20 protein-coding genes are annotated in these 24,903 nt (G+C 43.4%); 9 read left to right on the top strand and 11 right to left on the bottom strand.

Annotated features, from left to right (window positions below; all coding sequences use genetic code 11):
• Nucleotides 1–249 (top strand): hypothetical protein (locus tag EQU50_RS08450; protein WP_207216313.1); only part of this gene is annotated, 249 nt, incomplete at its 5' end.
• Between the two features lie 222 nt (nucleotides 250–471).
• Here the strand turns inward: EQU50_RS08450 and EQU50_RS04980 are convergent.
• The 4 genes from EQU50_RS04980 to EQU50_RS04965 all read right to left on the bottom strand — a co-directional run bounded on the left by EQU50_RS04980 (nucleotide 472) and on the right by EQU50_RS04965 (nucleotide 5,612).
• Nucleotides 472–1,200 (bottom strand): hypothetical protein, encoded by a 729-nt coding sequence (locus tag EQU50_RS04980; protein WP_130154041.1) that lies wholly within the window; start codon nucleotides 1,198–1,200, stop codon nucleotides 472–474.
• A 118-nt stretch (nucleotides 1,201–1,318) separates the two neighbouring features.
• On the bottom strand, nucleotides 1,319–3,190 hold the full coding sequence (locus EQU50_RS04975; protein ID WP_130154040.1) for a penicillin-binding protein 1A: 1,872 nt from the start codon (nucleotides 3,188–3,190) through the stop codon (nucleotides 1,319–1,321).
• Between the two features lie 132 nt (nucleotides 3,191–3,322).
• On the bottom strand, nucleotides 3,323–4,297 hold the full coding sequence (locus tag EQU50_RS04970) for an ankyrin repeat domain-containing protein (RefSeq protein WP_130154039.1): 975 nt from the start codon (nucleotides 4,295–4,297) through the stop codon (nucleotides 3,323–3,325).
• 166 nt (nucleotides 4,298–4,463) lie between these two features.
• Entirely contained in the window at nucleotides 4,464–5,612 is a 1,149-nt protein-coding gene (locus tag EQU50_RS04965) for an ISAs1 family transposase (protein WP_130153184.1), read from the bottom strand.
• A gap of 337 nt (nucleotides 5,613–5,949) precedes the next feature.
• Here EQU50_RS04965 and EQU50_RS04960 point away from each other — a divergent pair, with 337 nt between their 5' ends.
• Nucleotides 5,950–6,765 (top strand): RMD1 family protein, encoded by an 816-nt coding sequence (locus EQU50_RS04960; RefSeq protein WP_130154038.1) that lies wholly within the window; start codon nucleotides 5,950–5,952, stop codon nucleotides 6,763–6,765.
• A 41-nt stretch (nucleotides 6,766–6,806) separates the two neighbouring features.
• Here EQU50_RS04960 and EQU50_RS04955 read toward each other — a convergent pair whose 3' ends face one another.
• A complete protein-coding gene (locus tag EQU50_RS04955) occupies nucleotides 6,807–7,388 on the bottom strand; it encodes a hypothetical protein (RefSeq protein ID WP_130154037.1) in 582 nt (193 codons plus the stop codon).
• Between the two features lie 366 nt (nucleotides 7,389–7,754).
• Between EQU50_RS04955 and EQU50_RS04950 the strand changes: the two genes are divergently transcribed.
• Complete coding sequence (locus EQU50_RS04950; RefSeq protein ID WP_130154036.1) at nucleotides 7,755–9,161, top strand: ABC-F family ATP-binding cassette domain-containing protein; 1,407 nt, start codon at nucleotides 7,755–7,757, stop codon at nucleotides 9,159–9,161.
• On the opposite strand, the gene EQU50_RS04945 is transcribed toward EQU50_RS04950, so the two are convergent.
• Together EQU50_RS04945 and EQU50_RS04940 are read right to left on the bottom strand one after the other, a co-directional pair.
• Nucleotides 9,158–10,210 carry a glycosyltransferase family 32 protein gene (locus EQU50_RS04945; protein WP_130154035.1) on the bottom strand — a complete coding sequence of 351 codons (1,053 nt, stop codon included), beginning with the start codon at nucleotides 10,208–10,210 and terminating at the stop codon, nucleotides 9,158–9,160. The genes EQU50_RS04950 and EQU50_RS04945 overlap by 4 nt on opposite strands.
• Before the next feature lie 243 nt (nucleotides 10,211–10,453).
• On the bottom strand, nucleotides 10,454–12,244 hold the full coding sequence (locus tag EQU50_RS04940) for a PHA/PHB synthase family protein (protein ID WP_130154034.1): 1,791 nt from the start codon (nucleotides 12,242–12,244) through the stop codon (nucleotides 10,454–10,456).
• 207 nt (nucleotides 12,245–12,451) lie between these two features.
• Here EQU50_RS04940 and EQU50_RS04935 point away from each other — a divergent pair, with 207 nt between their 5' ends.
• Both EQU50_RS04935 and EQU50_RS04930 read left to right on the top strand, forming a co-directional pair.
• Complete coding sequence (locus tag EQU50_RS04935) at nucleotides 12,452–12,649, top strand: hypothetical protein (protein WP_130154033.1); 198 nt, start codon at nucleotides 12,452–12,454, stop codon at nucleotides 12,647–12,649.
• A 77-nt stretch (nucleotides 12,650–12,726) separates the two neighbouring features.
• A complete protein-coding gene (locus EQU50_RS04930; RefSeq protein ID WP_130154032.1) occupies nucleotides 12,727–12,990 on the top strand; it encodes a hypothetical protein in 264 nt (87 codons plus the stop codon).
• 350 nt (nucleotides 12,991–13,340) lie between these two features.
• Here the strand turns inward: EQU50_RS04930 and EQU50_RS04925 are convergent, their stop codons facing one another.
• Together EQU50_RS04925 and EQU50_RS08600 are read right to left on the bottom strand one after the other, a co-directional pair.
• A complete protein-coding gene (locus EQU50_RS04925; RefSeq protein ID WP_130154031.1) occupies nucleotides 13,341–13,916 on the bottom strand; it encodes a transglycosylase SLT domain-containing protein in 576 nt (191 codons plus the stop codon).
• Nucleotides 13,909–14,466 (bottom strand): NifU family protein, encoded by a 558-nt coding sequence (locus EQU50_RS08600; RefSeq protein ID WP_130154030.1) that lies wholly within the window; start codon nucleotides 14,464–14,466, stop codon nucleotides 13,909–13,911. The genes EQU50_RS04925 and EQU50_RS08600 overlap by 8 nt, the downstream gene beginning before the upstream one ends.
• Nucleotides 14,467–14,802: 336 nt before the next feature.
• On the opposite strand from EQU50_RS08600, the gene EQU50_RS04915 reads away from it, so the two are divergent.
• Complete coding sequence (locus tag EQU50_RS04915) at nucleotides 14,803–15,909, top strand: hypothetical protein (protein ID WP_130154029.1); 1,107 nt, start codon at nucleotides 14,803–14,805, stop codon at nucleotides 15,907–15,909.
• Nucleotides 15,910–16,241: 332 nt separating this feature from the next.
• On the top strand, nucleotides 16,242–17,696 hold the full coding sequence (locus tag EQU50_RS04910) for a hypothetical protein (RefSeq protein ID WP_165380342.1): 1,455 nt from the start codon (nucleotides 16,242–16,244) through the stop codon (nucleotides 17,694–17,696).
• An 11-nt stretch (nucleotides 17,697–17,707) separates the two neighbouring features.
• On the opposite strand, the gene priA is transcribed toward EQU50_RS04910, so the two are convergent.
• Nucleotides 17,708–19,711, bottom strand: coding sequence for a replication restart helicase PriA (priA, locus tag EQU50_RS04905; protein WP_130154027.1), 2,004 nt, complete (start codon nucleotides 19,709–19,711; stop codon nucleotides 17,708–17,710).
• 23 nt (nucleotides 19,712–19,734) lie between these two features.
• Here priA and fsa point away from each other — a divergent pair, with 23 nt between their 5' ends.
• On the top strand, nucleotides 19,735–20,388 hold the full coding sequence (gene fsa, locus EQU50_RS04900; protein ID WP_130154026.1) for a fructose-6-phosphate aldolase: 654 nt from the start codon (nucleotides 19,735–19,737) through the stop codon (nucleotides 20,386–20,388).
• Nucleotide 20,389: 1 nt separating this feature from the next.
• Nucleotides 20,390–22,948 carry an aconitate hydratase AcnA gene (gene acnA, locus EQU50_RS04895; RefSeq protein WP_130154025.1) on the top strand — a complete coding sequence of 853 codons (2,559 nt, stop codon included), beginning with the start codon at nucleotides 20,390–20,392 and terminating at the stop codon, nucleotides 22,946–22,948.
• Nucleotides 22,949–22,962: 14 nt separating this feature from the next.
• On the opposite strand, the gene EQU50_RS04890 is transcribed toward acnA, so the two are convergent.
• Nucleotides 22,963–24,888, bottom strand: coding sequence for a hypothetical protein (locus tag EQU50_RS04890; protein WP_130154024.1), 1,926 nt, complete (start codon nucleotides 24,886–24,888; stop codon nucleotides 22,963–22,965).
• Nucleotides 24,889–24,903: the final 15 nt, after the last annotated feature.

Here is a 24,903-nt window from a genome sequence, read left to right as displayed (position 1 = left end):
TCACCGTTCGAATTAAACCGGAACGGCCATTCGGATAAAACCAGAATTGCCGTTCGAATTCGCCGGAATACGCAGCCCACAGCAACCATCAAGAAGAAAGTTCTTTGGAAAAACACGCTAAAGATAAGAAACTTATCCTTAACCGCGAACATCACAACATTCATCATTATGGAGATGAAGCGAAGGGTATCAAGCCTTTCACCCAGAATTTTTGTCTTATCCAGGGACACATTGCAAGTAGGGTTTTAAACCCAGTCGTTTCATTCTTTCTGAAATGGTGCGGTTCAAGAGAGAAAAAAGAGGTCGAAAATGAATTAGATTGAGTCCTAAATTGACCCTTCTGCGTAACTCATTTTTAAGGTGTGTTAGGAAGGCTTCTGCGGCCTCCCTTATTCGACTTACGCAGAAGGCCCCGATGTTTCTCTATTCAAAAGATTCACTAGGGCACAGAAGTTGGTCAATTTTAGGTGTTCAGCTATGATATACAACACCAGATTTTTTTTTCTTATGCCCTGGTGTGTCCTGAGGGAAAACCTGGTTATTGAAGGGAATTTTCTGCTTTTTTTCAGAAGGTGTTTCTAAATCACTATTTAAAGGAACAAGACCTGGTATAACGCTTTGTTGTGCTGTTAGTGAATCATTAAATCTGGGAAGTTCCCTATCATCATCACCACTGACAACAATATCTGGAGACTGATTAAACTGTCTTAACGGAGGAGGAGCCGAGTGTGAATGCGGAGGAAGATCATTTTCTGGAGGACTTGCAGGCATAACGCAGAGTGACGATACTTCACCATGCGGAACCTGTCCAGGCATCTCATCTTTTCTGAATCTTTCGGTATTGGAGGTAAGTGGTAACGAAGTGGGGTCTGAAAGCTGAGATTGGCCCCTCACTTGAAAACTTTTGAATACATGTGAGGAATGTTGGCGTAAGTGTCTGTCCGGCATTCTCCGTTCCATACTATCATCGATCTGCTCCTGACTAGGAGGGGGTGTGCCAGGCCTGGCCTCTATTTCTCCGTCAATGATTATTTTCACAACAGCTTTAGGAGCTGGATATTTTGGAGCTAAATCTTTAGGAAAAATAACTTTAGTGGAGGGGAAAGCAGACACACTTTGGTCACTTGATGATGCACACACGCCAGATGACGAAACACCCAAACCTGTCAATATTATCAAAGAATTAAACTGTTTACGCACTGATACTACTCCAACAACAACACTTTAACTATAATAAAATCTATTTATTAGGTCAAATGGTTTCTTGTGGCACTCTAGAAAATAACTTTAATTTATTTCAATTTTCTTTAAAAAGACGTCAAGAAACTTCAAGTACTTTACGAGCATTCATCATTTTTTCGCCATAGCTTTTTACAAAATTTTCGAAAATGGGCAATGCCACGCGCGACCCTGTTCCATGGCGCCCCAGCGACTTTGGCTTTAAAAACCCGACAAAAATACCAATCACCAAAGTTGGCCCCATGGGCTGTTTAATAAAACCGATAAACCACGCATCAAAGCAATCGTTGGTCGTACCTGTTTTGCCCCCTATATCCATTTGATACTTCTCGGCCAAATAACTTAATCGACGCCCTGTCCCCCGGTGGACGACACTTCTTAACATGTCCGTCATCTCGTCCGCCAAGCCTGCGTCCAGCACGTTTTCCTCAGGACCTTGGTCAGGCTCAAAAATGGTTTCGCCCAAATGGTTTTCAATTTTATGAAAAAAGAGGGGGCGCATTTTTTTGCCACCATTTACAATCATGCAATAGGCTGTTGTCATACGCAGCAAAGTCGTCTCGCCAGCGCCCAATGCCATAGATAATTGATTGGGCAAATGACTGATGACACCCAACCGAGCGGCCATTCTTTGTATGGGTTCCATCCCAATTTGTTGGGCCAATTTTACAGTCATCGCATTGCGTGATTGTTCAATGCCAATCCTCAAAGGGCAAAGGCCGTAGTATTTCCTTGTAAAGTTTTTGGGTTGATAATATCCCAATCCCCGTCCCAGATTGATTTTGACAGGGCCATCATGGATCAGTGTTTCGGGTGTATATCCCTGTTCCAGGGCTGACAGATAAACAATTGGTTTAAACGCAGACCCCGTTTGCCGCCATGCCTGAGTGGCGCAGTTGAATTGGCTTTTAAAAAAGTCGAACCCTCCACTTAACGCCAAGACATTGCCGGTTTCAGCCTCCATCACCACAATACCGCCGCTAACCTCTGGCGTTATCTGGGTTGGATCATACGCCAATAAACCTTGCTGAAGGCTTTCATGGGCAATGGTCTGAAGATCGGGATCCAAGGTTGTAAAGACATTTAAACCAGCCGTGGATAAGTCCGATCGACCCAAAGAAAATTGAAGTTGGCGGCGCGTCTCCTCGGCAAAATAATCAGCGTTATGGGACAATGGTTCGGGTTTCAAAATGGTGACGAGCGTACCTTGTGCCACACGGCAGTTTTGGATCGTGATGGCCCCTTCTTGCAGCATTCGATCTAAAACCCAGTCGCGCCTTCCTTGTACCTTTTTAGCTTCGGATTCCCTATCATAAATGGAAGGGGCTTTGGGTAAAGCTGCTAGAAAGGCGCATTCCTCAAGGGATAAATCATCCAAACTTTTCCCAAAATAAGCCTGCGCTGCTGCTGTGACACCATAACTGCCGCGGCCCAAATAAACTTGATTCAAATATAATTCCAGGATGCGATTTTTGGGCAGGCTCAGCTCTAAGCGGATTGATATTACGGCCTCTTTGATTTTTCGTTTGAAGGAAGCTTCATTCCCCACAAGAAAGTTTTTGGCCACCTGCTGCGTAATAGTCGAGGCACCGAGCGGCCTATTCTGCCAGCTTTTTTTCAAGGTGTTGGTCAACACGGCCCTTAATAAACCACTGAAATCCAACCCAAAATGGTAATAAAAATTTCTGTCTTCTGCGGCCAGAAAAGCTTGAATCAGTCGCGGCGGCATTTGGTTCAGGGGTTTAAAAAACCGCCTTTCCACCGCATATTCTTTGATCAATTGGTAATTATTGGCAAACAAACGGCTGGCTTGCGGGGGCTGGTAATCCGTTAAATAGTCATAATTGGGCAACCCCCGGCCATAGTAGAAAAAGATAAAGAAGGCACTACTGGTCGTAGCAGTTACGCCAAAGATTAAAAACAGGATAAGCCGATGGAGGAACTGACGCATTTAACGAAAAATTAAATATATTTTTATTTATGTTAAAGGACTGCCGGCTATTGTCAACCGAGCAGTTTTTTTTATGATTCATATTAAAGTCAGCTAGGCTGAAAGACCCAACCCAGCCGACTATGAAAGTTTTTATTTTTTAGAATGCGTTTTTAATTCACTGAATGATGAAAACACGCCCCCTGTAGTTCTTAGGACGTCATCGGTTGGTATATAACTTACTGCATTATCAAAATAAGCCGCTTGAGTCTGCTCACCACTGCCATCAAGGGTTGGATCAGGGGAGAGTTTTGCCTCTAACACAACGGTGTTGTAATACAACCGAGCATGTTGTTTTTCCCTGTCTTTCATAGAAACAGCTAATGGGGGCCATCCTTCATAATTGGTGATAGCAAACATGTCAGGGAAGCCTGTTGTTGGAATTGAACCTACGGGCACCATAGCAGCATCCCCATAAAACCTTTTGCAGTATTCTTGAACGAAGCCTAATGTCCAAGAGCCATCCACAGACTTATCAAAATCATTATTGGCCATTATGGTATGAAGGATTGTATTACCACCAGCACCTGGAATTCGTTTAATCATGGGTGACAGGCCAGCCGTTTTACACAAATCAATAGCCCATGACAGCATTTCCCACGCGGCATTCCTGGCAGCCGTGTGAAGGACTGTATCACCATACTGATTAGGGTGCAGGAAAAAAGCTAACATTTGTTGGGGGGCTGGTTTATGTCCTAAGGAAATTCTGCCAACCATAGCACCCCACATATCCAGCCAATTCATCCAGGGTTTTGGAGTTGAACCTCTGTTGGGGAAGCATTGTTGATATTGAGAGGCTAGAACATGTAACGCATTGGATCCTGTTGAATCAAACGCAGAAGGGTTAGCACCAGCCGAAAGCAGCTTTTTTACACTATCTAATTTTCGGTCTGCAACAGCTTGACGAAGGTCTCCATCGTTTATAAAGTCAGATGCAGTTTCGTCATAAGCCGGCAGCCAAATCCTTTGAAGCGTAAGGGGTGTGGGATTTGCTGTTCCCCCGCCTGCCATAAAATAAAGAACCTGCCCATCGGGGCTGATAGTGCAAGTCATACATGGCGATTGCACTGACATCTCCTCAGCCTAGTTTTTAAAATTACGGTTTCTGCTATTTCTCAAACTTTTGTAGATTGATTTGATTTTGTAGGTTTTGAGAGATCTACTTCCTGTTTTTTTTATTTTTAGACACTATCCTCCCCTTTAAAAGACTTACCGTTTATATCAGTCAATCCGCTCAAACGCGCTTTAAATTGTGGTCAGCGGTTAGAATTTTCAATAAGTATTTGTTGTCCCAGCCTGCTACCTTCCGTCGACAGCTCACCCCTCGTTTATTCGTTTTTTCTTGCTTGAGTAGATTCAAAGCAATACGTCTCATGACAGCCAAATTCTTGGCCGCGTGGCCAACATGCACCTGGTTATGGTCTTCCCTAAAACCTACATCCAAAGACCAGTGCAGGTTAATTTCTATGTTCCAGTGTTTTCTGACAGCAACCATAAACTGATCAATATTTTCATAGGCTAAACTTGTTAGAAAGTAGCGGGTACTACGCTCAACCTGATTATTAGTTGTGCGTGTTGTTTCAAGCATGCCAACACCCTTTAACCCAGGCCAACGAAGTTGAAATACTGCCGGATCGCGTGCTGATACTAATGTATAGCGACGTGTTTCTATGCGACCATGATCATGGATCTTCTCTACTTTCCGTCGATTAAGCATCTTCTTGTACTGACGTGATTCTCCTATATGGAAAATTGCCTTGACCATTTCATGAAGCTTCGGTTGATTATCTTTTAGAGCTAATACGTAGTCTGCACCTTGAATTAAGATCTCTTCAGCAATTGACTGCTGACAACCCATGGCGTCAATGGTGACTGTACTACCAGTAACATCAATCATCTTGAGTAATTTTGGAATGGCTGTAATTTCATTGGATTTTTCATCCGTTTTAACTTGCCCTAAAAGAAGACTTTGATTGCTTGCCCAGGCACTTACAATGTGTAGGGCTTTTTTCTCTTTTCTTCTGTTGCCAGAACCCCGTAGCGTTTTTCCATCAATAGCAATAATCTCAGAATTAACATCGATAGAGAGTGACTTGATCCATGCATAAAAGCAGGATTCAAATTGCTCTGGGTCAAGTATGGAAAACACACGGCCAAAAGTATCATGAGATGGCACACCATTAGGCAGCTCGAGAAATGTTGATAACCAATCGTATTTGGCTTTGCCAAATTCACTAATATCAACCCAGTTATCAGCGCCACAAATTGTGGCCAATATTGTTATTACCAAGATATCGTGCAATTTGTGAAGCTTGTTGTGGTTATCAATACGAGGATCGGCAAGAGGTTCAAAATGTTTGAGGAAAGTATCTGATAACTGCATCCCTGTTTCCTTTTTCTTTATTGAGAAAAAAGAATAATAACAACGGATAGAACAGCAGAAAAGCCGAATAAAAAATTAGGAAATAATTTTTAGAATACTAAACTAATTTTCAGTGCAATCGCCATGACTAAATCTCCTACACACAACCTTATATATTGCCTATCCTTAATTTTTTCAAGTTGAATTTTCATTTTCACAGAATATTCCGGAAATAATACATAGAATTTTTTAAGTAAATTTTAGGAAAATCTTTTTTTCATCACATCCCCTTGCTTTTTCCCCCCATAGTTCACCATAATAGAGCCAAAGAAAAACCAATTCCATAGACAGGCTGGTTATGCGCTGTTCCTCTTACTGTACAGCAGAGAATTACAACATTGATGACTTTTCCAGGTACCTACGGACCGAGGGACTGGACCCAAAATTCTACGATAATGTTATTCATGTTCACAAAGACCACGACACAGAAGATGGTTCAAAGTCGACCGGAGAGATTTTTTATTTCACGTATGGTTGCATCGTATTTTGGAATTTCAGCGAAGAAGAAGAGCTTCAATATGTCCAAGATCTAAAGCCCTATGAACAAAATCCCCTGCCCGATTATATCTATGAGGCGTCGCATTTTGTTTATGGTTCCGAGACAACCATTAATGAAGAAGACGATGAAATTGTGTTAGACAGCGACGATGTATTAATTAAATTATCCATGGCCCATGGTTTATCGCAGTCTGTAAAACTTGATGTTTTTGAAAACTCCATTGAAGCCACCATTCAGAATACCCGCAATCTGCCAGCCGAATTGGCTGCAAAGGGAAAGATCTCTTTATCGCGCAAGAAAATATCGCAAAAAATTGGCGCCCTGTTTGCTGAACGCAATTCGATTAACCTGCACAGCGATATCTTGGATACCCCTGAATTTTTTTGGCGCCGCCCCCGGTACGAGCCCTATTATCACATGGCCTCGCAGTATATGGACATCACGACACGGCTTGATATTTTGAATCGTCGTTTGGACGTCATTCACGAATTATATGACATCTTGTCGAATGAACTGAAACATGCCCACTCCTCACGGTTGGAGTGGGTCATTATCCTTTTGATCGTCAGCGAAGTCGTCATGCACATTTTGAAAGACTTCTTAAAGTGGTTTTAGGGTAGGCGCCCCCTTAACCCCCTCATCCCCCTGGTCGAACTTCATAAGGGAGAATGAGGTGTGGGGGCTCCCTCGGCCTTGGGTAATTCTAAACGTGTTTCGACACCTGATGCCTGAACCTGTGGGAAATCTTTAATGGGCTCATCTAACGCTTCTGCAAAACAACTCGTCCCGAAAGCATTTTCAGTAAATTTTATAATATAAATTTTACCATAACTAAGATTGTTGGCTGTCCCCAAAGGTCCGCCAACGTCAGCCTCCCCCGTCACTGAAAACAGATTAACATCACGTCCCAAGATTTTTTTCTCAACGACAATCTGGATGAATGAATTTGGTGGCAATTTCAGGCTCATAAAGCCAGCTCTTCTTACATCTGTAATCCGATTATTTGAGTTTACCGAAGGATCGTCCTCGATTAACTGGGGTTTAAAGAGAACAACAATAGGGGTTTTATTTTCATTACGAACATACAGCAAAGCTGTTTCAGAATTGAGTTTGATAACGGGGTTAGAAGAAGGTGTTGGTTGGGATGGGCCCATCGATGTTGAATATGCCCCACCAACAGCGGCGCTGCTTATTTGCAATGCCAGCAATAAAGAGAGGCCTAAAGTAGTTTTCTTCATGATATTCTCCTGGTATTTAAGATCGACCAAACCCTACCTAAAATAGACAAATTTAGATATGCGTAAAAAAAATATATTTCTTATTTAAATTTTAGAAAAACTGAAGTTCCGCTTTTTTTAAAAGCCTTGTTTTTGAATGTTTGAGATACTGTAAGGCCTTTCCCACGCAAACCACTATCCTACATCCCATTCTATTCGAAACGTTCTAAAATGTGGAAATTTGCAGTCCGATGCAGTACAATCAGAATTTTTTCAAGTCATAATATTAGGTTTATAGGTATCATGAAAATTATCTCTCAATAACGCCCTGATTCAAAGGGCGACACGTTTTTCAAACTCCCTTTTGATTATTTTGAGAGAATATTTATGACCCATAAACTGATTGAATTCGTCAACGTTGGCCTTTCCTTTCCCCACAAAACCTGTTTTGAAAACTTCAATACGACCATAGTCTATGGCAGCCGCATTGGCATTATCGGCCAAAATGGCAGTGGTAAATCAACCTTGCTGAAAATGCTGCAACGGTTCACAGAACCGACCGATGGTCATATCAAGGTTCCGGATGACGTGCGGACCGGTTACGTAGCTCAGGTCATCGAGGATTATGAATCCCTTAGCGGGGGGCAACGTCTCAATGCGGCCTTAACCCAGGCGCTGGCAATTGACCCCACACTGTTGCTTTTGGATGAACCCACAAATCATCTGGATCGCAAAAATCGGCAATCATTGATGCGCATGCTGCGTTCGTTTCCAGGTACGTTGGTTGTTGTCTCTCATGATACAGAATTGCTTCACCGTTGTGTTGATGCGCTGTGGCATATCGATAATGGTCGGGTTCATATTTTTTCGGGCAATTACGAGGACTACAGACGTGAAATCAGTATTAAGCGGGGAGCTATTGAAAAAGAATTATCGTCTCTCGATCGCCAAAAGAAGGAAGCGCATCAGGACTTGATGAAAGAACAGGAACGGACAAAGAAAAGTAACCAACGGGGGGAAAAGTCTATTCAAGATCGGAAATGGCCTACGATTGTTTCTGATGAAAAGGCTCGACGGGCGATTGAAACGTCTGGAAAGAAAAAAAACGCCATTCGAGATAAAAAACAAGGTCTGACCGACAGGCTTTCTGAACTGCGTCTGCCGGAGATTCTGAAACCAAAGTTTTCTTTAACTGCGGCAGATATAGGGGATCGAACCATCGTATCGATTAACGAGGGAAGTGTGGGTTATGATGCGCCCATTGTTGATAACATCACCGTGTCCCTTTTTGCCGGAGACCGGCTGGCTATTGTGGGCGATAATGGCAGCGGCAAATCAACCCTGATTAGGGCCATTTTGGGGGATGCGCGGGTTACGAAATCTGGACAATGGCATATTCCCAAACGTGATGATATCGGTATTCTTGATCAGCATTATGAGACTCTTGACCCTCAAAAGACAGTATTGGGTATGATCCATGATTTGGCGCCAACCTGGTCTCATGCCGATATCCGCCGTCATTTAAACGATTTTTTATTTCGCAAGAATGAGGAAGTAAATGCTTTGGTTTCAAGCTTGTCGGGTGGCGAGAAAGCAAGGCTTAGCCTGGCTCAGATCGGGGCCAAAACACCAAAACTGTTAATTTTAGATGAAATGACCAACAACATAGATCTGGAGACACGTGACCATGTTGTTCAGATATTGAAGGGGTATCCCGGCACCCTGATTGCTATCTCTCACGACGATGACTTTTTGAAGGCCATCGGCGTGGAGGCGTATTATTGTTTGAATTAAGCTGCCACTTTCAGCTCCATGATGTCTAAAGTTGATTCAGTAAGTGGTTTGTTGCCACTTTTTTCTCTGCCTAACCAAGAGCCTGCGTGGTTAATTTGAACGATGCTTTTTGAACCTTCTGGCACCAAAAGGAATCTATCTTTGGGTGTGCTAAACACATCAAACAACGTCATAAAATGGGCACCGGAACCCCATATTTGAGATTTCCAGTCCTGCTTGCTTGTTAGGTTTTTAATTTGTTTTGGCATTTTGGGTAAACGCTTTAAATTATTAAAAAATATTTCGGCTATAGTATCAAATTGACGGTAACCAAAAAATGTTTGATCTATGTAAAGGCCATTGTACCAAAATATATACGTATACTTATTTAAAAAAGGTTCCAGATCCGTTAAAAAATCTGCGCCTAGGTCTGAATAAAGCCCCCCATATAAATAAATGACTTCTTGCCTTGCTATATCGCTGGCCAGGCAGAACTGTTTATCTTCATAATAGGCATCAAATATGTGTTTCACCTTCATTTTTGCATAAATTTCTTCTAACTCATGAATGACTATCGGGACCTCAGATGCCTGTAAAGTTTGAATGGTTTGGGGAATTTTGTTTTTATTTATGCACCAAAAATGATGAGTCCACGCCTTAGATTGAAGTTTTTTAAGGCTTTTAAGATAAATGCCCAACCTTTCTGTGGAAGCCTCAACGGGACTGTCCGCGGATGTTATCCATATACGATGAGTTATGAGGGGGATCCCCTCCTCTATCTCTGGTTCAGGGGAATGAAACGCCTGCTTCATTTTTTGGCTTATGGAGGCTCTTTTTGCTTCGCACTCTTCTTCTGAAACACCATACAGTTCATTGGCAAGAACCAGAGAAAAGTTATTGTTTCTATCGTTAAAACCATACGTGTCGACTGAAGCGCCGCTGTTATGCTCGTTGCCTTTTACAATCGTGTAGGGTCGTTCTACAATCCAAGAAAAATCTTGGCATTTTGTTGAAGATGACGGTGCCGCAGAAGTTGAGCTGGAAGCTTCAGATTCAACATCATGTCCCATATTTGATGCATGAAGTATAGAACACGATTTTAGCAGTATTAAAAATAAATAGATTTTTTTCATAAGAATCTCGCATTTTTAGAGGACGTTTGATATTTTAGAAGAAGATATTTGATTCAAAGATCTAAGAAACCTAAAAATCGAATACATAGTAAAATTTATTTAAAATTAAATCAATTTTTAGGCAAATACAAGGTATTCGTTTAGAGAGTTTTTATGCAAAGGCAGCGTCGGTTAAATAGACTAGCTTTTCACAGGCGCATAAAAATCCCAAAATCCGGCTATGGGATTCACCTTCAAGTCAGGCGCCTTTTGCAGGGCATAACGACCCGGAGCGTCTTCTAAAGAAGGGCTTTTGATGTCTTTTGGCAACAACGTTCTCTGACCCAAATACGGTGTTAACCATTCTTGCCATTCTTTCCACCATGATCCTGCGTGTTTTGTCGCCGTGTGCAGCCATTCCTCGGCACTGATGGTGTGTGGGGTTTCATTCGTCCAATAACCATATTTTTGGCCGGAAGGGGGGTTAATAATGCCCACAATGTGGCCAGAGCCACCCAATATGAAACGACTGTTTCGTAGTTTTTGAAATGCAGGGAAAGCAGCCTTCCACGGCACAATATGATCTCTTTGGGTTGCGACAATAAAGAATGGATTAGTGATGGTTTCAATATCGATACCGACTTTCCCCAAATGGTATTCATTCGACTTCATCAAGGCATTGCCTAAAAAGAACTCTTTCAAATATTCCAAATGCATTTTAGCTGGCAGGTTAGTCGTGTCGCTGTTCCAGAAAAGAAAATCTAGGGGTGTTGGTTTTTTCCCCAACAGGTAGCTGTTGATATAATTTGGCCAAATCAGCTCATTCGCTCGCAAGCTTCTAAAGATTTGCATCATGGCTTCGCCGGCCAGTCCACCTTGTTTTTTTAAGGTTTTCTCTAAAATCTGGATTTGCTCTTTGCTGACGAATAAGGATAAGTCCCCCATTTCGCGAAAATCAGTCGGCGATGCCAAAAGAGTCGCACTGGCAATGGATGTATTTCCCTTTTTTTGGTAATAGCCCATCAGGGTCAATAAGGCCACGCCCCCGACACAAAATCCAACAGCATTAACCTTCGGAACATGAGTCGTGCTTTTGATTTTCTCTATCGCTTTATCAATTCCCTTTAGCAGATAATCTTTTAGCCCAACAGAGGCATAAGAAGCATCAGGATTAACCCATGAAATGACGTAGACAACATGACCTGCATCAACGTTCCATCTAATAAAAGATTTCTCCGGTTGCAAATCAAAAATATAAAATTTATTGATCCATGGGGGAATAATAAGGACGGGGGTTTCATAATAAGGCGTCTTAGGCGGCAGGTATTGAATCAGCTGAAATATTTCATTTTCAAAAATCACCTTACCTGGTGTGGTCGCCAAACTCTCGCCAACTTTAAAAGCACTTAAATCAGTCAAGGCTGGCAAAGCAGGGCCTTGATGCTTTTGCTGATCCTTCAAGTAATTTTGAAATCCTTTGACCAGATTTTCTCCCTTTTGCTTGACTGTTTCCCTTACCACCTCGGGGTTGGTAAAGGGAAAGTTACTGGGCGAAAGGGCGTCCAAAAAATTCTTTATATAGAATTGCAGCTTTTTACGGCTTTCGGCGTCTAAGTCTTCATGTTCAAAAAGGTTTTGTACATAATCGCTGTACAGAAGATAACTTTCCTTAAGGTAATAAAACATAGGATTGGTTTGCCATTCAGGGTCCTGAAAGCGCCTGTCCAATGGCGGCGTTTCCGGCGGCAGAGGGTTATCGTTTTGGAAAAATCCCCCCATCGTTTTCGTGAATATTGTTTCAAGATTTTCAAAATATTGCTTTTGAATATCGTTCCAACAGATATCCTTCTGCGTGGCTGTTTTGGTGTCTTCTTGACATGCATTTGTTATGGTGTCCCATAAGGATGTGCAGGAACCTTTTTGCTGTTGTTCCAGAAATGTTTTCCAAATCTGATTATGAAATGCTTGGATGTCCTTAAGGTGTTTTTTCATAATAACGCTATTTATGGATAAACTTTAGAAGTATTATACTAAATTTTTACCTTAAAGGGGGAGCTAATTTCGTCAGATTGTTTCTTTATCATTTTTCATAGGTGCAATTTGAACGTGTTTCTATAGTCGGCTGATAAGTCGCTTAACATAATATTAATAAAGACATAATAAAATTATATATAATGTTAATGAAAAAGAAGCGTCATTATGAATTCAATTTATAGAATCATGGGTATTATGATATTCTGTGCAACGGCAGGGGCGCATGCGTCCACCGTCTCGATAGAAGGTGTGGACTATGATGTCTTAGATGTTAGTGGTGGGTTCCCCACCGGAAAAAATGGAGGCGTTATCATTACATTAGCCCGCCCAGCTCGGAATGGGGATTCTCAGGAGGGTATCTGACGCTTCTGAAGGACGATCACACACAATCGGGGTGGCAATTATTTACCACCGGCGGACCGAATTATATATTTCCCCGGATGTCTAGCGGTAATTACACGCACGTTATCGCGCCTCAGGCGGCGAATCGGGCCCTCTATGCCAATTTGGAACGAAGTACAATTTTAGGTTCTATGCCGAATGACGCAGAACGGCCAGTGACCACATTAACTGCGGGAGAATTGCATTTTTCTCCGACCTGCCCTCGAAACCCCTATGAGGCCGTAGCACGGGCATTATTTGTTAGCAGGCTTAGCGACTGGGATACCGAAAACCACCTTAAAGAACAAGGTCTGGGCAACTGAATGGCAAGCATTGTGGGCGACATACCTCAACTATTTGTCGAGTTACCCTCCCTATAGTTATATGGGGGATGCAAGCCGCCCAGGTTATTTTCCTGCTCCGCCAGTGGGGGCGATAACGCGAGAGATACTATCTGCCGTTCCTGAGCGCTACCTAACGCCAGAGGGATTCAGAAGCCAACAAAGGAAAGGGCTTGTCCCGCCTAGTATATGCACACAACTTTTTGATAAATGAGGGAATCTGCGTAAATATCTTGAAATGGCATGACCATTGATGCATGCAGGAATAATGAAGAGGCTTAAAGCAAAAGACAAATTGCGATCCTAATAGCCCCTTTATTGATTGTAACGACTTAATTACAAGCCTGCTCCCAGGCTTTAAAAACTTTCCGTTGGTAAGGCAGATTGTGGTACGAAGACCCTGAATGGTAAAAACGAATCGCCTCGGCCCATGACCCATAACGGTCGTAGAGATGTTTTATAAGCTTAGCGGCATAAGCAATGTTGTGGTAAGGCGTTAGAACATCTTCCAACTTTTTAAATTTTCGCCCATGGGACTGAAGATTAATCTGCATATATCCCACATTAATATTTTTGACCCCTTGATCTTTTAAGGTCTGAATAAACTGAAGGGCTTTTTCTTTTGTCCGAAAATGATGGGCGCGGCCCCGTGCATTAACCGCCCACGGTGCTTTTCCTGATTCGACTCTGGCTATTGCCGACAATAACTTTCCAGGTATACCGTGCTTTTTCTCAAAGAATGCCACAATTTCCTGGCAATTATGCGAATGAATCAAAGTGTCTTCAGCCGTGGGGTTTTTGTGTGCGGTCTTCAGAGTTGGACCATGGATGGCTGAGTATCCCTGGTTGCTGATAGAAAATAATCCTATCAAACCGATACTAAAGCGTAAAAAAAATGTCTTAGTCACTCACTTGCCTCACTTCCAAAACTTCGGGCACATAATATTTCAACATGTTTTCAATTCCTGATTTGAGGGTGGCCGATGAACTGGGACACCCGGAACAGGCACCTTTCATCCGTAAATAAACAACACCTTCTTCAAACCCTTCAAACGTAATGTCGCCACCATCTTGGGCGACGGCCGGCCGTATGCGGGTCTCTAATAATTCGCAGATTTGGACAACCAATGGGTCGTCAGAGACGACAGCTGAGGTGGAGGACGCTTCAAATGTTTGATGGATAGGCAAGCCATTGACGAACGCCTCCATCAATGTGCCCAAGATTAAAGGTTTTAAAACGAACCAATCTTCGCTGTCTTGCTTGCTAAGGGTAATAAAATCAGACCCAAAAAAAACGTCTTGCAATCCATTTATCTGCAACAGCCTTTCAGCTAAAGGGGAGGTTTTGCAATCATCGCCCTTTTTAAAAGACAAGGGTGGTTGTTCCCCCATTACTTCCCGACCCGGTATAAACTTTAAACTGTTGGGGTTCGGTGTTTCTTCAGTTTGGATAAACAGAACAAATCCTCCTTAGTTAATTCGGACACATAAAAATCCTAGACCATTTTATTTTTTTTGTCAAATTTGGCCCCTTTCACGAACGCAGTATATGGTTTTCGGTCAGCCCTGGAATATCGCATCTCCAAAGACCGCAGTCTGTTGCCATCGATAATCCACCCCCCAGGACGCCCAAAGATCATGATTTTTGAAATCTTAGGTATCTTTTCTCTACAACGCATAAGGCTCCTCATCTCTTCGTTTTTTCAAATACTTTAGATGTAGAATCAATATTGACATTATTAACGAACTTAATTATGAATCTTATATAATCAAAAAATGGAACAGATCTAACAAATGGAAAATAAAATATCTACATTGTCATTTTTTTTACTCTCTGCCTTTTCAATCTCTACTGTTTTAGCTTCAAGTGGTGATATAGGGGGCGATGGCAAGAAGGTTACCACTTCTACATCATCATCATCATCTTCTTCTGCTATTAAATTTGAAGAGCCAGCTTCACGCTTTTCCACCCCGAAGGAAATGCATGATTACGGACAGCATCTTCATAATTTAGTGACGCGCTCTACAACTAGACAAGATTTCCAAAAGGTCATTAGATTTGCTGATGTGGATCCTGTTGTGAATACGAGTTGTACTTACTATATATCTGACATAGAAGCCTATGCGTTTAATCGCACATTTGCTTTAACAAGTTCGCATCTAAGACTTTCTCAAATGGAAGAGAATTTTTTAGTGCAAGTTACTATGTTGAATAACGCCCTCTCCTATGCGTGGGGGTATTGCTGTCATCAACTAACTAATATTTGGTTTGTATCAGGCCAAGAAGGAGAACCCGATGAGAGCATAAAAGTAAGCTTTTTGATCGGGAACGCCATAAAGACAGGTTTTCAGACGTCGGTTCCTACGGCAAAAGACCGTATTACTTCTCATCACGTTGCAATTACCTCTCTCCAGGGACAGATCTATTATGCCATTGGAGAACTTCTTATTCAGACTAGAACATCGGAAGAATTAACAGCTTTTTTCGAAAAAAATTCTTACTTGAAAAATCTACGCGGGTTCGTTCGGTTTATGGGGCCAGGAGTTTCTGAAGGTGCTCCCATTGCCTCAGAGGAGGGGCATGCCATACAGCGCCTCTTATTTGACAAAGCTATCGAGTCTTTCAGAGAGAGCATCCGATTTGCAGAAAAACCCCTTGTCAGCAACGATGGTAATGTTAGGTTTGCTGCAATTGGTGCACTCAAGGAAGAGGCGCAAAAAGATCTGGTTACAACATTGTTCAACCAAGTAGAAGTGTTAAGGCATATAAAGGGTGGAGAGGAAGTTAATCAGTACATGGAGCAAGCTGAAAAATTCTGTACGCAGTTAAGACAGTCCAACTCAAAGCATGCTCAATATGCACAAAGGTTATATGAATACCAGCTCTCTAAAATGAAATAGTACGCACTCAAAAGTGAGGGTTCGAATTGCTTAAATCGTTTTAGATAAACGAGCTTTAAAGAGAAACATGTAACGAATCAGCTTGAACCCCACTTTTCTCCAACTCCCCTCCGCACGGTCCTGGTATACAACCTTAACGCAAAAGTCGACTTCCCTCCCCCAAGGACGCCCAAAGATCATGATTTTGAAATCTTAAGCATCTGTTCTCTACAATCCATAAGAATCCCTTTAATTAATCTTTTTTTAAATCTTTTATGTAATAATTCAAATTGTAAAGTTTTTTTTCCAAAAGGTTTGGTATGCATTTTTTGTGTTTTTGTATGGTGATATGTGTGTTTTCGACTACCTATGCAGGCAGCGTGGAATTGGGATTTGTTGAAAATCAGTCTATTCATGACGCCCTTAAAGTTGCAAAAGCCGCCGGCGATAGAACACCATCCTTAACTCTTTCAACAGACACCCAAACCGAAGAAAAAAGCAGTGATCTATCCTCTTTTACATCGCTTACGATTCTTGGGCAAAAACCCGATGGCACCGTCATAAGACCAGTCAATACGTCAGATGTTCTTGGCAGGCGTGCTTTCAGCATTCTATCTTCTTTAACCTTTTCCACTCTTGCACTTTCTCACATAAAATTAAGGGGTTTTATAATTAATTCCGAATCAGATGCGGACTTTAACTCACCTTCCTTAACCGTGTCTATTGATGGCCCTGTAACGTTTAGAGAAAATGAGGGTTACCTTTGCGGAGCCATTCATTCTAAATCCCCATTGTCCCTTTCTGGGATTGGTCCTGCCACATTTACACAGAATAAAGCAAGTCTAGGAGGCGCCATTTATTCTGGGGGTTCCTTGACTATTTCCTGCCCTGCAGATTTTAATTGGAACAGCGCTAAACAAGTCGGCGGAGCCATTCGGGCTGAATCCGTCACCTTTTCCGGCAACCATCCCGTGAGTTTCACAAGAAACAATAGCATTAATAATCATGGGGGAGCCATTTATGCTGAATCAATAGACTTTTCAGGAACTAGGTTTGTGACTTTTACAGGGAATATGTCCATCTCTGGAAATGGTGGAGCAATTTGTGCCAATGCATTGATACTGAAAGATGCCCAGTTTTCAGAAAACAAGGCAACCAAAGGGGGAGCTGTATTTATTTGTGGTGGTTCATTAATTTACACAACCAGCTCCCTAACCAGACTCAATCCAACAGAATTACCACCTGTTATTGGCGATAACGATTTGGCCTGTGAGTCATTATTGAACTTAGTCTCCATTTTTACAAAAAATGGACCAAGTTCCCTGGTCTTAAACACAAACAACAGCGAATGGAACGGACACACTGTCATCCAAGAAGGACATTTCATTGTAGGCGATACAATAGATTGTGATGGTGCGGTATGGGGTGCAAATGGCGCAAATACTATTACCATAAAAGGAGACGCCAGAATGGGAGGCTTTGGGACCATTAATGCCAACAAAGTCACTTTTGAAAACGGGAGTGTTTGGTGTTTATTTTTTGGAGGAGATAAGGTTGGGAAACTGAACGTTCAGGGAGCCTTTACACTTCCGACTGGCATAGACGTGAAAGAAACGAAGGAAGAAACTTTTCCAACCGATGGCGTCATCGTCGCAACTTATGGAACTTTGGCTGGTGATTTAAACTTCCTTAATATGCAGCTTATTGATGCAAATCTGATTCTAGAGAGTCAGGTTATTGACTCGCAGTCAAAGCGGCTGGTCTTAAAACAGTTCTGTGTACCTCCGACCACCACCATTAATTCCTAAAACGAACTTTCTCACATAAAAGAATAAGGGTCTATATCCACACTCACACGAACACTGCCTGTTGCTTTTTTAAGAGACGGATGACTGAGCCACAGCTTCAGAAAAGGTTGTAAAGCCATAGCCTGCGAGGATTTCAGCAGGAATCGCCAGCGGTAACGACTTTTCACACGAGCAAGGGGAGCTGGAACGGGGCCCAAAACGGTCACATTATCGGCGTTTGGGGCCAGTCGAGCGAGAGTTTTAGCGTATCGTTCAACTGTCATTTCGTCTAGACCTGAAACGACAATTGCGGCCAGGTAACCATAGGGCGGGAACTGTTGGGCTTGACGCTGGTGCAGCTCACACGCATAAAAATCGTCCCGCCTGTGGTTTTGAACCGAAAGAAACAAGGGATGATCTGGATGATAGGTTTGTAAAACAACACGACCCTGCTTTTGTTCACGACCAGCACGACCAGAAACCTGATGCAACAGCTGATACGTTTTTTCACTGGCCCTTAAATCCCCCCCATTTAAACCCAAATCAGCATCAAGAATGCCAACCAACGTTAGTAAAGGGAAATGGTGCCCCTTGGCCAAAACTTGCGTGCCAATCAAAATATCAATTTTAAAGTTTTTGATATCATCAATAATAGTTTGGATCGCCTTGGGGGTCGATAACTGGTCACTGGTCACAACTTGGATGCGGGCCGATGGGAAAGTTTTTCTAACCGCCTCCTCTATCCGTTCCACACCTGGCCCACACGCCACAAACGAATCCTCCGTCTGGCAAGTTGGACACACAGGCGGCAGATTTTGTGTAAAACCACAATGATGACAACTCAGTTGGCCTTTATGCTTATGCTGCACCAACCACACCGAACACCCCGGGCACAAAAACCGATGACCACACCCCCGACAAAGGGTTAAGGGGGCATACCCCCGTCGATTCAAAAACAAAAGAACCTGTTCCTGATTGGAAAGACACTGCCTGATGTTGGTGACAAGCGGAGCCGACAACCACTGGTTACGGGATTGGCCCCGCATATCAACAATCTCAACCAGAGGCAGGGTCGCCTCTGCAAAGCGCCCCTTCAAAATCAAAGGGTGATATTTGCCTTTATCGATATTAGACATGGTCTCTAACGCTGGCGTAGCGGACGCTAACACGATGGGAATTTCTGATAACCGCGCCCTGACCACCGCCATATCACGCGCATGATAATGATTTTGTTCTTGCTGTTTGTAAGAATCGTCATGCTCTTCATCAACAATAATGAGTTGAAGATTTTGAAAGGGCAAAAAAAGAGCCGACCGGGCACCAACCACCACCACAGGTTGATCCTTTAAAACCTGCTGCCACGTCTGGCGTTTGTTTTTAACCGTCACGTTTGAATGCCAAAGCTGTGGCTCAAACCCAAAACGCCGTTTGAACCTTTCCAACCACTCGTTGGTCAAGGCAATTTCAGGTAACAAGACCAAAGCCTGACCTTGGTTCTTTAACACGTGTTCGATGGCGTTCAGATAAACCTCAGTTTTCCCTGACCCAGTCACCCCATCTAAAACAAAGGGAATAAACGTTTTCGCGCCTTGAATGATCGCATAACTGGCTTGTTGTTGTTCAACAGACAACGTCACGGTGTGGTCAAAACTATAAGCCGGGGTTGGTAACTCTTCTGGTTTTTTAAGGACTTTTAGAAACTCAGCAGGTGGCAGGGCCAATACCATCTTTAAAACTGACCCTAAGGGAATCAAAGTATAATTCGCCACCCAATAAATAAAATCCAAACTGGTTTCCGGCAATTGAAAGGGCAAAATGGTTCCAATATCTTTGACCGTCCCTTCAAAGGTGGAATTTTCCGAGATCGACCAAACCACGCCCAAAATTTCCCGCCGACCAAAGGGAACCATCACGACTTGCCCCCGCGTAACCCCTGCCCCCTCTGTGGAATAGGTGAAAGTTTGATCAAAGGGGCCCGTTGTTAAAACTTGGACTTGCATTTTTGTCGAAAATTGGTTGCTATCTGTTAATAACATACAAGGAAAAAGGCCAACAAACGATGAAGTTTTTTTTAGACACCGCCCACATAGAAGACGTAAAAGAATTGCTGCCCACTGGTTGGGTCGACGGCATTACCACCAACCCATCCCTGATTGCCGCCAGTGGACGCAAATTTTTGGATGTGATTGCTGAGATGTGCGATCTGATCGAAGGCCCGGTCAGTGCAGAGGTGGCTGCCACCGATTACGCAATGATGCTGACTGAAGGACGCCACTTGGCAAAAATTTCAGGGAATGTGGCGGTGAAACTGCCGTTAACAATGGATGGATTAAAGGCATGTTACGCGCTGACACAGGAAGGAACCATGGTCAACGTCACCTTATGCTTTTCAGCAGCCCAGGCCCTTTTAGCAGCGAAGGCCGGCGCAACCTTTGTTTCCCCCTTTGTTGGGCGCCTGGATGACGTCGGGCACGATGGTATGGCCCTTATTCAAGAGATATGCCAGATTTATGCCATGCATTCGTTTGATACTGAGGTCTTGGCCGCCTCCATTCGCCACCCTCAACATGTCATACAGGCTGCCCAACGAGGCGCCGACGTTGCCACCATTCCCCCAAAGGTTATTCACCAACTGTTGCATCATCCCTTGACCGACAAAGGTGTGGAACTTTTTACGAGTGATTGGAAAAAAACGGGTCAGAGTATTTTGTAAAATGTCAGACCAAAGCTTTACCCTAAACAACAAAACGTACACGTATTACGCTTTAACAGACGCAGCGCCGATCGATAAAGTCCGGGAACTGCCGGTCTCTCTCAAAATCCTGTTAGAGAATTTATATCGTCATGGCCATAAGGATATAGAGGCACTGATTGATGGGCTTTCCAACAAAATTAAGTCTGACATCTCGTTCTATCCCAGCCGCGTCTTGATGCAGGATTTCACAGGCGTGCCGGCCATCGTTGACCTGGCGGCGCTGCGTGATGCCGCAAAAAAACAAGACCTTGATCCCCATAAAATCAACCCCCAGATCCCCGTCGATTTGATTATTGACCATTCGGTCACCGTTGAAGATTTTGGAAATGATCAGTCATTTGGACGGAATGTCACGCGGGAGTATCAACAAAACCTTGAACGATACCGTTTTTTGAAGTGGGGTCAGGCAAGCTTTGAAAACTTTCGTGTGGTTCCCCCAGGTACCGGCATTTGCCACCAAGTGAATCTGGAATATTTGGCCCAAGTTGTGTGGCAAAAGCCTCAGCCTGATGGCACGATTCTTCTCTACCCCGATACCTTGGTTGGAACGGACAGTCATACCACCATGGTCAACGGCTTATCCGTTTTGGGATGGGGTGTGGGTGGGATCGAGGCCGAGGCTGCTATGCTGGGTCTGCCGCTTTCTTTACTGATGCCAACTGTCGTGGGTGTTCACCTGAAGGGGCAGCTGCCCCCCGGATCCACAGCCACCGATTTGGTTTTAACCCTGACCCAGCTTTTGCGCCAAAAGGGTGTAGTTGGGAAATTCGTTGAATTTTATGGTCCAGGGCTGAATCATTTAACCCTGCCCGATCGAGCCACGATTGCCAATATGTCGCCAGAGTTCGGCGCCACGTGTGCCTTTTTCCCAATCGATGATGAGACGTTAAACTACCTAGCCTTAACGGGACGCAATCAAGAGCATATCGCCATAGTCGAGGCCTATACTAAGGCCCAAGGATTGTGGCACGACCCTGAATGCGAACCCTTATTTGATGAGACCTTGGAAGTTAATCTGGCGGACATAGAACCCAGTGTGTCAGGACCCAAACGTCCCCAAGATCGTGTGCCTTTAAGCCAGGTTCCGGTCATAGCGCAACAAATGACACCCCCCTCTTCTGCCGAATCCCCCCTCAAAAACCACGATGTCGTCATCGCCGCCATCACCAGTTGCACCAACACCTCTAACCCCGTTGCCATGATTGGGGCTGGTCTGATGGCCCGAAAAGCAAGGGCTTTGGGTTTGACGCCTAAACCTTGGGTTAAGACATCCCTGGCGCCCGGTTCAAAAGCCGTCAGCGATTATCTGCAACAAGCCGGCTCGATGCCTGACCTGGAGGCCCTGGGTTTTTATCTGGTTGGATACGGCTGCACCACCTGCATTGGTAACTCTGGCCCCTTAAGTCCAGACATTACGAAAACCATCGAAGAAAACGATCTTACCGTCAGCAGTGTGCTTTCGGGCAATCGCAATTTTGAAGGGCGCATCCATCCGTTGGTGAAGGCCAATTACCTGGCGTCACCCATGCTGGTGGTTGCCTATGCCTTGGCCGGCACGACGTTGGTTGATCTAACGCGCGACCCGTTGGCAGATGGCGTTTATCTAAAGGATATTTGGCCCACCTCACAAGAGATTCAAACCCTTGTCGACCAGTGCCTAACCCCCGAGTTATTCAAAAGAAACTATGAAAACGTTTTCAACGGCGACGATGTTTGGCAGGCAATATCCATTCAAAACTCAGTGACGTATCCGTGGGATGACAACAGCACCTATATCAAGCGCCCACCTTTTTTGGACGCCCCATTGCCCACAAGGGAAGATATTCATGGTGCGCGCATCTTAGGCATATTTGGCGACAGCATCACAACCGACCATATATCACCGGCCGGCAGCATTCGCCCCCACAGTCCAGCAGCAGAATACCTGTCAGGGCGAGGCGTCGCGGAATCTGATTTCAATTCCTATGGATCGCGTCGAGGGCACGATGAAGTGATGGCCCGTGGGACCTTTTCCAACGTTCGCCTGCAAAATGAAATGGTACCTGGCAAGACCGGTGGGTTCACGGTCTATGACGGCCAGGTTGTCACGATCTTTGAGGCGGCCCGTCGTTATAAGATGACCAACACACCATTGGTGATTATCGCCGGCCGTGAATATGGCAGCGGATCGTCGCGCGATTGGGCGGCCAAAGGGCCCGCTTTGTTGGGGGTCAGAGCCGTCATAGCAGAAAGTTTCGAGCGGATTCACCGGTCCAATTTGGTGGGTATGGGAATTCTGCCCTTAGAATTTGCAGAAGGTTTAACCAGGCACAGATTGAATTTGGACGGGACTGAGTCGATATCGATCGAGGGTGTTGGAGCCCTGACTGTGGGTGCGCTTTTGCAGATTAGCGTGCACCACGAAAACGGCAACGAGAGAATCTTTACAGTAAAATGCCGCATTGATACCTCAGATGAACTGAGTTGTTTTAACCAGTGCGGCATTCTTTGTAGTGTGTTGGGGCAGTTAAAAGAATAGCTGCCCTTTGGGGGTTACATGATGGCGCAGTTACTACCGCCTGTAAGCTGTTTCCTCGGCGCACTCGATAAAGTAGGTTGAGCTTGCGGAATTGCGAACAACGACCTATCAGCCCATGCTCCAAAAGCTTGGCTCACAGTATTTCGTCCTTTCTTTTTAATTCTAACAATTACCATACTTTCGTCAGTTGTTAATTCAAGACGCGGATCTGGTAGATTAAAATCTTTAAAGTAGTAATCCATACTTTCTATCATGTCTCTTGAGTCAATTAACGCTTCATCGAGAATTTTAGTTATGAAAGGATTTTTCTTTTTTTCTATTTGACATTTAATATGTATAGTATAGGCAACGTTGAGTGTTTCAAAAAGAGAAGCGTTTACCGCATTCAGATTTTCTAAATGAGCCTTAGCATCTTCAACCGGAGTCTCCGAATTTGAATCGGTCACAGTTTGTGGAGTGCGATAAGTAGGTTTCAATATAGTTGAAAACACATTTTTTTTAGTTAGAGATTCAGCATAAATCTTCATTTTAGCTTCCTCTGTTTCAGTTAATGAAACCGCCCTTAAAATGTTACCAAATAGGATCTGATTTCTTTTATAAAATTGCAGTAAAGCAGATAAATTTTGACTGGTGACAATTGAGTCCCAAACACTCTCCTTTAAATAATCCCGTAATTGTATGAACCTTATAACCGTTGTTGACCCTCCACCCATTGTAACATTAAAGTTCCCAACAAACTTAGTGAACTTGATTTGGTCGTTAGTCTGGCTGCCACCCAAGTTTAATTGGACTCCCCTGAACTGAGTAATTTCATCCATGTTTGGAACTAAAAAGTAAAAAATACCTCGTTCTGAGCCCGGGTAAATAAGCAACGGGTCAGCATGTCCAATAATCAATTTATCATTGAAATTCTGTAAAGCATCTTGGACAACCCCTTTTTGAACCATCAACTGCGCAAGATCATTATATGTCGGCGCTCTCAATAAAGATTCAAGAAGGCTTTGATTCAATTTCTGAATATCACTCAGCAATTTTTGATCAATAGTAATGATTTTCATACTTCCATCTATGGTAGCAACAATCATTTCTTTTTTAATTATCTCTTCAATCTTAGCTGTGACGAATTTTTTTTCTTCAATAGCTTTTTGAATCTTCGCCTCAGCCACACTTCTAATATTTTCCACATCATTAATTGTCTCTTTTACTGTTTCATCAACAATTTGATTAACAACTTCAGCTGTAAGAAAATTTTGTAATTCCTCAGGTTTAATGATTATTTTTACCGTATCCTTCACAACTGCTTTTTTAATCGCTGCCGGGCTCTTTGAAGGATATAAAGCCTGAGTTTGGTCAATTTTGTGTTTTATGTACTCTTCATCAAAGGTCCCCTTATCCAGAACCTGATCCCGTATTACTTGCAATATTTTATGATTGAAATCGCCTCTTTCAAGGACTCCTTGGACCAAAGCTTTGGCGTGAGGATCCTCAAATGTGTCCTTTCTTTGCACTGCGTTTGTTAATTGGGTTTTTAAGGCTTTACGAGCTTGTGATATAAAAGCCCTTGGAAAATGCTCTTTATGAAGAGCATTCATGGGTCCTTCTAGTCTCATGACCTGTGCACCTGAAGGTACACATACCGCATCTGTTCGAGAATCAGATTCTACTCGTCCATTAGTAGACCACACAACAACCTGTCCATCATTGTGATTATAATTGTTTTCCTTGTCCATTTCATCGTCAACAGAAGCATGACTGGATGATGACGCTCTTGAATGTGAACCCGTCATTTTTTTTTGCGGGCTTCCATTTAAACCAGATGCCCTCCTCTTAGTAGGAGAAAGAGAAGTTTTTTCATTCAAAACACCCCCATCTGAGGCGTTTAATTCAACACAAGAAAATAAATGAGACGCGCTTAAGAAATAGAATAATAATTTTTTCATAACATTCACCTTTAA

Source organism: Candidatus Finniella inopinata (genome assembly GCF_004210305.1).
Classification (GTDB): domain Bacteria; phylum Pseudomonadota; class Alphaproteobacteria; order Paracaedibacterales; family CAIULA01; genus Finniella; species Finniella inopinata_A.
Note: the sequence above shows the minus strand (reverse complement) of the source record. Positions and strands in the feature narration are given on the sequence as shown.

Bases quoted from the DNA above. Each gene is read 5' to 3' on its own strand.
- EQU50_RS04960 (WP_130154038.1), top strand. From the start codon at position 5,950: ATGCGCTGTTCCTCTTACTGTACAGCAGAGAATTACAACATTGATGAC.
- acnA (WP_130154025.1), top strand. From the start codon at position 20,390: ATGTCAGACCAAAGCTTTACCCTAAACAACAAAACGTACACGTATTAC.
- fsa (WP_130154026.1), top strand. From the start codon at position 19,735: ATGAAGTTTTTTTTAGACACCGCCCACATAGAAGACGTAAAAGAATTG.
- EQU50_RS04945 (WP_130154035.1), bottom strand. From the start codon at position 10,210: ATGGGACATGATGTTGAATCTGAAGCTTCCAGCTCAACTTCTGCGGCA.
- EQU50_RS04890 (WP_130154024.1), bottom strand. From the start codon at position 24,888: ATGAAAAAATTATTATTCTATTTCTTAAGCGCGTCTCATTTATTTTCT.
- EQU50_RS04975 (WP_130154040.1), bottom strand. From the start codon at position 3,190: ATGCGTCAGTTCCTCCATCGGCTTATCCTGTTTTTAATCTTTGGCGTA.
- EQU50_RS04930 (WP_130154032.1), top strand. From the start codon at position 12,727: ATGTCTAGCGGTAATTACACGCACGTTATCGCGCCTCAGGCGGCGAAT.
- EQU50_RS04915 (WP_130154029.1), top strand. From the start codon at position 14,803: ATGGAAAATAAAATATCTACATTGTCATTTTTTTTACTCTCTGCCTTT.
- EQU50_RS04950 (WP_130154036.1), top strand. From the start codon at position 7,755: ATGACCCATAAACTGATTGAATTCGTCAACGTTGGCCTTTCCTTTCCC.
- EQU50_RS04935 (WP_130154033.1), top strand. From the start codon at position 12,452: ATGAATTCAATTTATAGAATCATGGGTATTATGATATTCTGTGCAACG.
- EQU50_RS04965 (WP_130153184.1), bottom strand. From the start codon at position 5,612: ATGCAGTTATCAGATACTTTCCTCAAACATTTTGAACCTCTTGCCGAT.
- EQU50_RS04940 (WP_130154034.1), bottom strand. From the start codon at position 12,244: ATGAAAAAACACCTTAAGGACATCCAAGCATTTCATAATCAGATTTGG.
- priA (WP_130154027.1), bottom strand. From the start codon at position 19,711: ATGTTATTAACAGATAGCAACCAATTTTCGACAAAAATGCAAGTCCAA.
- EQU50_RS04955 (WP_130154037.1), bottom strand. From the start codon at position 7,388: ATGAAGAAAACTACTTTAGGCCTCTCTTTATTGCTGGCATTGCAAATA.